At 58.4% G+C, this 7,454-nt stretch carries 7 protein-coding genes; all 7 read right to left on the minus strand.

Annotated features, from left to right (window positions below):
* Positions 1 to 14 precede the first annotated feature (14 nt).
* The 7 genes from ACTQ40_RS07455 to ACTQ40_RS07485 all read right to left on the minus strand — a co-directional run bounded on the left by ACTQ40_RS07455 (position 15) and on the right by ACTQ40_RS07485 (position 7,305).
* Complete coding sequence (locus ACTQ40_RS07455) at positions 15 to 485, minus strand: hypothetical protein (RefSeq protein ID WP_441044754.1); 471 nt, start codon at positions 483 to 485, stop codon at positions 15 to 17.
* Positions 486 to 575: 90 nt separating this feature from the next.
* Positions 576 to 1,541 carry a 16S rRNA (cytosine(1402)-N(4))-methyltransferase RsmH gene (gene rsmH / locus ACTQ40_RS07460; RefSeq protein ID WP_154515233.1) on the minus strand — a complete coding sequence of 322 codons (966 nt, stop codon included), beginning with the start codon at positions 1,539 to 1,541 and terminating at the stop codon, positions 576 to 578.
* A gap of 20 nt (positions 1,542 to 1,561) precedes the next feature.
* On the minus strand, positions 1,562 to 1,996 hold the full coding sequence (locus tag ACTQ40_RS07465; protein ID WP_441044755.1) for a division/cell wall cluster transcriptional repressor MraZ: 435 nt from the start codon (positions 1,994 to 1,996) through the stop codon (positions 1,562 to 1,564).
* A gap of 464 nt (positions 1,997 to 2,460) precedes the next feature.
* Entirely contained in the window at positions 2,461 to 3,363 is a 903-nt protein-coding gene (gene xerD / locus ACTQ40_RS07470) for a site-specific tyrosine recombinase XerD (RefSeq protein ID WP_441044756.1), read from the minus strand.
* Positions 3,364 to 3,404: 41 nt separating this feature from the next.
* Positions 3,405 to 5,066, minus strand: coding sequence for a CTP synthase (locus ACTQ40_RS07475; protein WP_441044757.1), 1,662 nt, complete (start codon positions 5,064 to 5,066; stop codon positions 3,405 to 3,407).
* Between the two features lie 180 nt (positions 5,067 to 5,246).
* Complete coding sequence (locus ACTQ40_RS07480; RefSeq protein WP_441044758.1) at positions 5,247 to 5,630, minus strand: hypothetical protein; 384 nt, start codon at positions 5,628 to 5,630, stop codon at positions 5,247 to 5,249.
* A gap of 193 nt (positions 5,631 to 5,823) precedes the next feature.
* Positions 5,824 to 7,305 carry a DUF1846 domain-containing protein gene (locus ACTQ40_RS07485; protein WP_154515227.1) on the minus strand — a complete coding sequence of 494 codons (1,482 nt, stop codon included), beginning with the start codon at positions 7,303 to 7,305 and terminating at the stop codon, positions 5,824 to 5,826.
* Positions 7,306 to 7,454: the final 149 nt, after the last annotated feature.

The raw sequence follows: 7,454 nt of genomic DNA on the forward strand, positions 1-7,454 counted from the left end.
CAGCTACCGTCTTATTACTGGACAGCCGCAGCCGAGCTAGCGCCCGCGGCTGCATCCTGCGAAAAATCAAGTGTAACGCTCTCGCTGGGCTCCACCATGCCATAAGCGCCCGCAAGATCGCGAATGCGCGTATCGGCACCATAAACAGAGTGCATGACCTCAAGGTCAGAGCTCTCATCGGTCGCCTTCTCGAGCGTGCTGGTAAGCTCGGCGTTGCTGTTGAGCACCTGGGCCGTAACGCTTGCAAGCGCCACGCGGGCGACGCCAATCGTCATGAAGATAGCCGCAATGATGCAAAACGTTTTAAGAACGCTCATGAAAACCGGGCTTACCGCCTGGTTTGCCTGACGGCCCGCGCCCGTGTAGACATCAAAGCGCGGTGTGCGCTGCTCACGAGGAGCAGCGGGCGCCTGCGGTGCCTCGCGGTAGGCGGGCATGGCGTTCATATCATAGGCGAGTGCTGCGTTTGAGGTGTTGTAGCCCATGATATGCCGCCTCCCATCCCGAGTACGTTGGTAGTGTGTTTAAGCTTCGTTTATGGTGCGAGCGGGAGGTCCAATATCGCGCGCGTAACGCTACAAGCGCTCCGCCACGCGGATTTTGGCTGATCTCGCCCGAGGGTTGCGCGCAACCTCATCGGGTTGGGCAACCAAGGGTTTGCGGGTGATGACCTTGAGTATCGGCACGTTGCCGCACACGCACACCGGAATCTCCGGCGGACACGTGCACCCCTGGCTCATCTCCTTAAAGTGATTCTTTACGATACGGTCCTCGAGCGAGTGATACGAGATGACGCAGATGCGTCCGCCCGGGTTGAGCCACCTGGTGGCGGCGTCAAGTCCTCTCTCGAGCACATCGAGTTCATGATTGACCTCGATGCGAATGGCCTGGAAACTTTTCTTGGCCGGGTGTCCGCCATGCCGACGAGCGGCAGCCGGAATGCCAGCCTTGATGATCTCGACAAACTGACCGGTGGTTTCAATCGGTTCGGACTCGCGGCGACGCACGATCTCGCGTGCGATCTGCGAGGCGAACTTCTCTTCGCCATAGACGCGTAGAATCCGGGCGAGGTCGTGTTCGTTATAGGTGTTGATGACCTCAGCTGCGTTTAGGGTGTTGTTACCCGGATCCATCCGCATGTCCAATGGGGCATCTTCGTTATACGAAAAGCCCCTGCCAGGGATATCGAGTTGCGGTGACGAAACGCCCAAGTCGAACAGGAAGCCATCGACCCCGGGCACCTCGGCCGAGCAAAGCAGCTCGTCCAAGTCGCCAAAGTTGCCCTTCAGCAGCTGATGCGGGACACCGGGGACCTCGCGGTCCAGACGGGCACCAGCGGCCTCGAGGGCCATGTCGTCCTGATCGACGCCAAGCAAAAGACCCGTCTCCCCCACCTGCGCGGCCATCTTTACCGAATGACCGGCACCGCCAAGGGTGCAATCGCAGACGACAGATCCGCTCTTTAGCTGCAGCGACTCAAGCACTTCGCCGAGCATGACAGGTTCATGCCGATATTCTTGTGTCAAGATCCCACGCTCCATCCGTTACTCATGCCTTGCCCTTACGAGAAGAAGAGGTCCAGCAGAGCCTCATCGTCATCGTCCTCATCGGCCGTAGCACGGTCCCAAACCTCGAGGTGGTCGTAGTTGCCCACAACCGTGACCTCGCGGTCGAGCTTCGCCTGCTTGCGGAGAGACTCAGAAAGACCGATACGACCGGCGCTGTCCACATCCATCGAGGTGGTGCGCTTGTTGATCGCCCTCATGAGTTTCTGGTCGTTGATGTCACGCGGGTTAAAACCCTCGTGGCCCTCACGACCCGCGAAGAGTCCTTCGACCCACTTATCGAAGGCCTCGGCAGAGAACACGTACAGAGCATCGACATCCAGGGCTTTGAACACGCGAACATGCTCTCCAAGCTCCTCGCGAAGGGGTGCAGGCAGGGACAGACGACCTTTTGCATCGAGATTGCGCTCGTATGCACCCGTCATTCCCATGTGCGCCCTCCCCTCGGTTACTCAGATGGCACGTACGCGGGGAACCACCCCGCCTGTCGACGTCATTAATAATATGGGGAACTGCCCCATTTTTCAACATCTTTCCCCACACCTTCCCCCACAACACCCCACCACTCCACCCTCTATATGCTGTAAAACACCCTCGTTCATATGTTCGAAAACACAATATGTTGTGTTTACAGCAAAGCCGAGATGCCATCTGTAGCAGCCCGGCTTTCAACCTCAACCTTCAAGTTGACCTTGAGGCGAATTTTGTGTCCCTTTACGCGCCGTTCACATCGCCCCCCCAAACTTCCCCACCAACGTCACACGCGACCCACCGGCGCATCGGCGCAAGACAAAAGATGGGGCGGACCCCAGATTGCCGATACGCGCACAAAACCGCGTCACGACAACCTGGGGTCCGTCCCCCATTAGTTGTAAATATGCAGGTCAAAGAGTCGCTAGCGATGCGCCAACGGATGAGCCGCCAGGTAGACCTCGGTCAGCTGCGTGCGGTCGACATGCGTGTAGACCTGTGTGGTCGAAATGTCGGCATGTCCCAAAATCTCCTGTAGCACGCGCAGGTCGGCACCGCCCGCAAGCATATGGGTCGCAAAGGAGTGACGCAAGGTATGAGGATGAAGTCCCACCAGTCCCACCTGACGCCCGTATCGCTCGCATATGACATGAACACTCTGACGCGACAGGCGACCACCGTTCTTATTTAAAAAGACTGCCGGCGTCTTTGACCCGCGGGCATGAGCGGCCAGGCGCCGACGCCCATCAGCAATATATTGAGCCATAGCCCGTGCGGCACTTCCCACGAGTGGGGCAAGCCGCTCCTTCGAGCCCTTGCCGCGCACCAGCACAAAGCCGTCGTCAAAATGGACGTCGCCCACATCGAGCCCCACCAACTCGCTCACGCGCAGGCCACATCCATAGAGCACTTCCAAAATGGCATGGTCCCGCAAACCCATCTCCCCTTCCGGGAAATCTTGGTCGAGGAGCGCCGAGACATCCCCTACCGAGAGATACTCCGGAAGGCGCTCCGCCTTTTTGGGCAGGCGCAGTGCAGCCGTCGGGTTTTGGGCGACGATCCCATCGCGAACCAAAAAGGCATGCAAACCTTTCACGGCCGCAACTGCACGCTCCACCGAGGCATCGGAGTAGCCCCCGTCGCGCCGATCACCGACAAAACCCTCTATTATCTGACGGTTCACGCCTTCAAAGGACTCAACACCGGCCCGCTGCAGGTAGGAACAGTAAGTCGTCAAGTCACGACGATATGCCGCGATCGTATTGCGCGCCAAGCCTCGCTCGACCGCAAGGTAATCAAGATACTCCCCCGCCACCGTATCGAGCAACGAGGGAGTATCTTCGGTATGTCTTTCGTTCGCTGGCACCCTTAGTCCGTCGCGAGGTTCATGGGCGTCACCTGCAGGCGATCGATACCCTCGTGCTGGCCAATCGAAGCGCGCACGAACTCGCGGAACAGAGGCTGCGGCTTGGTCGGACGGCTCTTAAACTCGGGGTGGGCCTGGGTGGCCACATACCACGGATGCACGTCACGCGGCAGCTCGACCATCTCGACCAGACGCTCGTCAGGCGAAAGACCCGAGATAACCAAACCCGCGTCCTCGAGCTGGTCGCGGAAGGCATTGTTGAACTCAAAGCGATGACGGTGGCGTTCATAGACAAGCTCCTCGCCATAGGCCTCGCGCGCAAGGGTATCGGCGGCGAGCTTGCACGGATAGGCGCCCAGGCGCATGGTGCCGCCCTTCTCGGTCACGTCCTCCTGCGAGCTCATCAGGTCAATTACGCTAAACGGACCGTCCGGATCGAACTCGGAGGAGCTAGCGCCGGCAAGGCCGACCACGTTGCGGGCAAACTCGCACACGGCGACCTGCATGCCCAGACAAATGCCCAGATACGGAATCTTATGCTCGCGAGCAAACTCGGCAGCAAGAATCTTGCCCTCCAGGGCACGCTTGCCAAAGCCGCCGGGCACCAAAATGCCCGATGCGTCGCCTAACACCTCGGAGACGTTCTGCTCGTCGAGGCTCTCGCCGTCGACCAGCTGCACGTCCACATGACGATCATAGAAAACGCCTGCATGATGCAGGGCCTCGATAACCGACAGGTAGGCATCGGGGAGCTGGGTATACTTGCCCACAACGGCGATCTTGACCTTGTCGGCATGGTGGTTGGCATGATTCTGTTTGCGCAGGAACTCGTTCCACTCGCTCATGTCGCGCTCGCGCGGGTCCAAGCCCAGGCGCTCGCAAATGCGCAGGTCAAAGTCCTGCTCGGCGAGCAGCTGCGGCACATCGTAAATACTCGCGCAATCTTCGTTGGTAAAGACGCAGTCGGTATCGACGTCGCAGAAGCTTGCGATCTTGCCACGGATGGCATCGTCGATATGGTGATCAGAACGCAGCACAATGATGTCGGGCTGAATGCCAAAGCTGCGAAGCTCCTTGACCGAATGCTGCGTGGGCTTGGTCTTGACCTCGTGCGCGGCGGCGATATAGGGGACGAGCGACACGTGGATGTAGCAGACGTTCTCGGGACCGGCCTCTTTACGGTACTGGCGGATGGCCTCCACGAACGGCTGCGACTCGATATCGCCAATCGTGCCGCCCAGCTCGGTGATGACCACGTCGGAACCGGTCTGCTCCTCGATGCGGCGGAACTTATCCTTAATGGCGTTGGTGACGTGCGGAATCACCTGAACGGTGCCGCCTAAAAAGTCACCGCGACGCTCGCGGGCAATCAGGCTCTTGTAGATAGCGCCGGTCGTAAAGTTGGAATCACGGGTCAGATTCTCGTCAATAAAGCGCTCATAATGGCCCAGGTCCAGGTCGGACTCGTAGCCATCCTCGGTCACGAAGACCTCACCATGCTGAAACGGGCTCATGGTGCCGGGGTCGACGTTCAGATACGGGTCGGCCTTCTGCATCGTCACCTTGTAGCCGCGCGATTTGAGCAGACGGCCCAACGAGGCCGCGGTGATGCCCTTACCCAAGGACGAAACTACGCCGCCGGTTACAAACACATGCTTGGTCATATTGAATTACCTGCGCTTCCCGTAGAAGTTTTCCATTCACATCTTACGGGTCTTCATTGTAATACTCGAAAAGCAAGCCGCTCGCTATTTTTCACCCGCATGCCCGCATTTCTCCATCTCGAAACAAAACACCGCCCAAGTAGCTTTGGGCGGTGCAGGCTCGTCGAAACTGCCGTGTTGTTACCGATCGGCAGTCTCATCCTTCAACATATCTTGAACAAGCATGCCGGCACGAACACCCTTAAGGTACCACTCGCCTCGCCCGGTCAGGCATATGCCGTTTGCAAGCTGGCCGCCATCATCGTTATAACGAGAAACGACCTCGATAAGGCCATCAGAATCCAAACGGTCGATTGCAGCGCGGGCACGATACGGCGAAACCCCTACGCACTCGGAGAGTGTCTTGCGCGAGAAACCGTACGGCACACCGTTTCCCTTAGATTGCCGATCGATCTCCATCAGCACCAGCACCTCGACACGCTTCATATCGTTGACACTCGCACGACCCTTGCCCGCCATGGCAGCCTCCTCAAACCGAGCACGAGCATCAAAAGCACCGCGCATGACCGGCGCATCCCTCGATGGCCGGCAACATCCATCATGGGTAGCCCCGCAAAGGATGTATCCACTGAGGTAATTGTATACCGCGCAAATCGCTTTTGGGCAGGTAAACGGCCTAAATTTCGGCAAATTAAGCCCTAAATACCCCTAAGCGCCGCATCGGGTGCGCACTCCGATGCGGCGTCTCATCTCAATCTTAGCGATGGAAGAAACCGCGTCGCTCAAACTTGGGCTCACAGCACACGTTAATGCCCAGCTTGCGCAGCACCGTCTCGTCCGTAGGCGAGATAATCACGCTAAAGAAGGCATCGCAGCCGCGCAGTTGCTCAAGACCCGAAAGAACACGAGTAGCCGTCTCGCTCGTGGCCGAGGTGATAGAGAGCGCCATGAGCGTCTCGTCGGTGTGGAGACGCGGGTTTTTGCTGCCAAGGAAATGCGTCTTGAGCTTGCTGATAGGCTCAATCGCCTCATCGCTGATGACCTCGAGCTCAAGATCGACGCCCGAAACATGCTTAAGCGCGTTCATGATGAGCGAGCTCGCGGCACCCAGACGCGTTGAGGTCTTTCCGGTCACTACCGAACCGTCCGGCATCACCATGGCACCCACGGGACCGCCCGTCAGTTGCTCCCTGGTGAGAGCAGCCGAGCGTGCCGGCGAATAGTTCTTGTCGATGCCGGCTTTTTTCATAATGAGTTTGAGACGGTCGACCTGCTCATCGCCCACGCCAGTACGGCGCACGCTTTCAACCGCGGCAAAATAGCGGCGCACGATCTCCATCTTGGAGGCATCTCGGCATGCATCGTCATCGGTAATGGCAAAACCGACCATATTGACGCCCATGTCCGTAGGGCTCTGATAGGGGCTCTCGCCCAAGATCTTTTCCATCAGGGCGCGAACAACCGGGAACGCCTCAACGTCTCGGTTGTAGTTGACCGTGGTCTTGTTATATGCCTCAAGGTGGAACGAGTCGATGATGTTGGCGTCATCGAGGTCTGCCGTGGCAGCCTCATAGGCAATGTTCACCGGATGCGTAAGGGGGAGATTCCAGACCGGGAAGGTCTCGAACTTGGCATAGCCGGCAGCGGTGCCATGCTTGTGCTCGTGATACAGCTGCGACAGGCAGGTGGCGAGCTTACCCGAGCCAGGGCCGGGCGCCGTCACGACAACGAGCGGACGCGTGGTCTCGACAAACTCGTTCTTGCCGTAGCCTTCATCAGAAACGATCAGGTCAACATCGTGCGGATAGCCCTCGATGGGATAGTGCAGCTTGGCGGGAATGCCGAGCGCGTTTAGACGATTGCGGAAGACGTCGGCAGCGGGCTGACCGGCATACTGCGTGATGACCACGGCGGCAACGGCAAATCCGTTCCCGCGGAACAGATCGACCAGACGCAGGACGTCCTCGTCATAGGTAATGCCCAAGTCGCCACGGGCCTTGTTCTTCTCGATATGGTTCGCATTGATTGCGATGATGACCTCGACGTCGTCGGCAATGCTCTTGAGCATGCGGAACTTGCTGTCCGGTTCAAAACCCGGCAGCACGCGGCTCGCATGATAGTCATCGAACAGCTTGCCGCCAAACTCCAAATACAGCTTGCCGCCAAACTGCGAGATGCGCTCCTTAATGTGAGCAGCCTGCAGCTCGATATACTTCGCGTTGTCGAAACCCTGGCGCATGTATGGCTCCCGTCCCGTTTCCATTTAATGTCCTAGGCGATTATAGCGGAGCAGACCCTCCCCCACCGACGAGGCCGGGGGCCCCAAAATTGGGCGGGGGGGTTTTTTTTTACACTCTTATTGGGGGGGGGCTAAAAACACCCCCCCCC

The sequence above is a fragment of the Collinsella sp. Sow4_D11 genome (assembly GCF_052116465.1).
Taxonomy (GTDB): domain Bacteria; phylum Actinomycetota; class Coriobacteriia; order Coriobacteriales; family Coriobacteriaceae; genus Collinsella.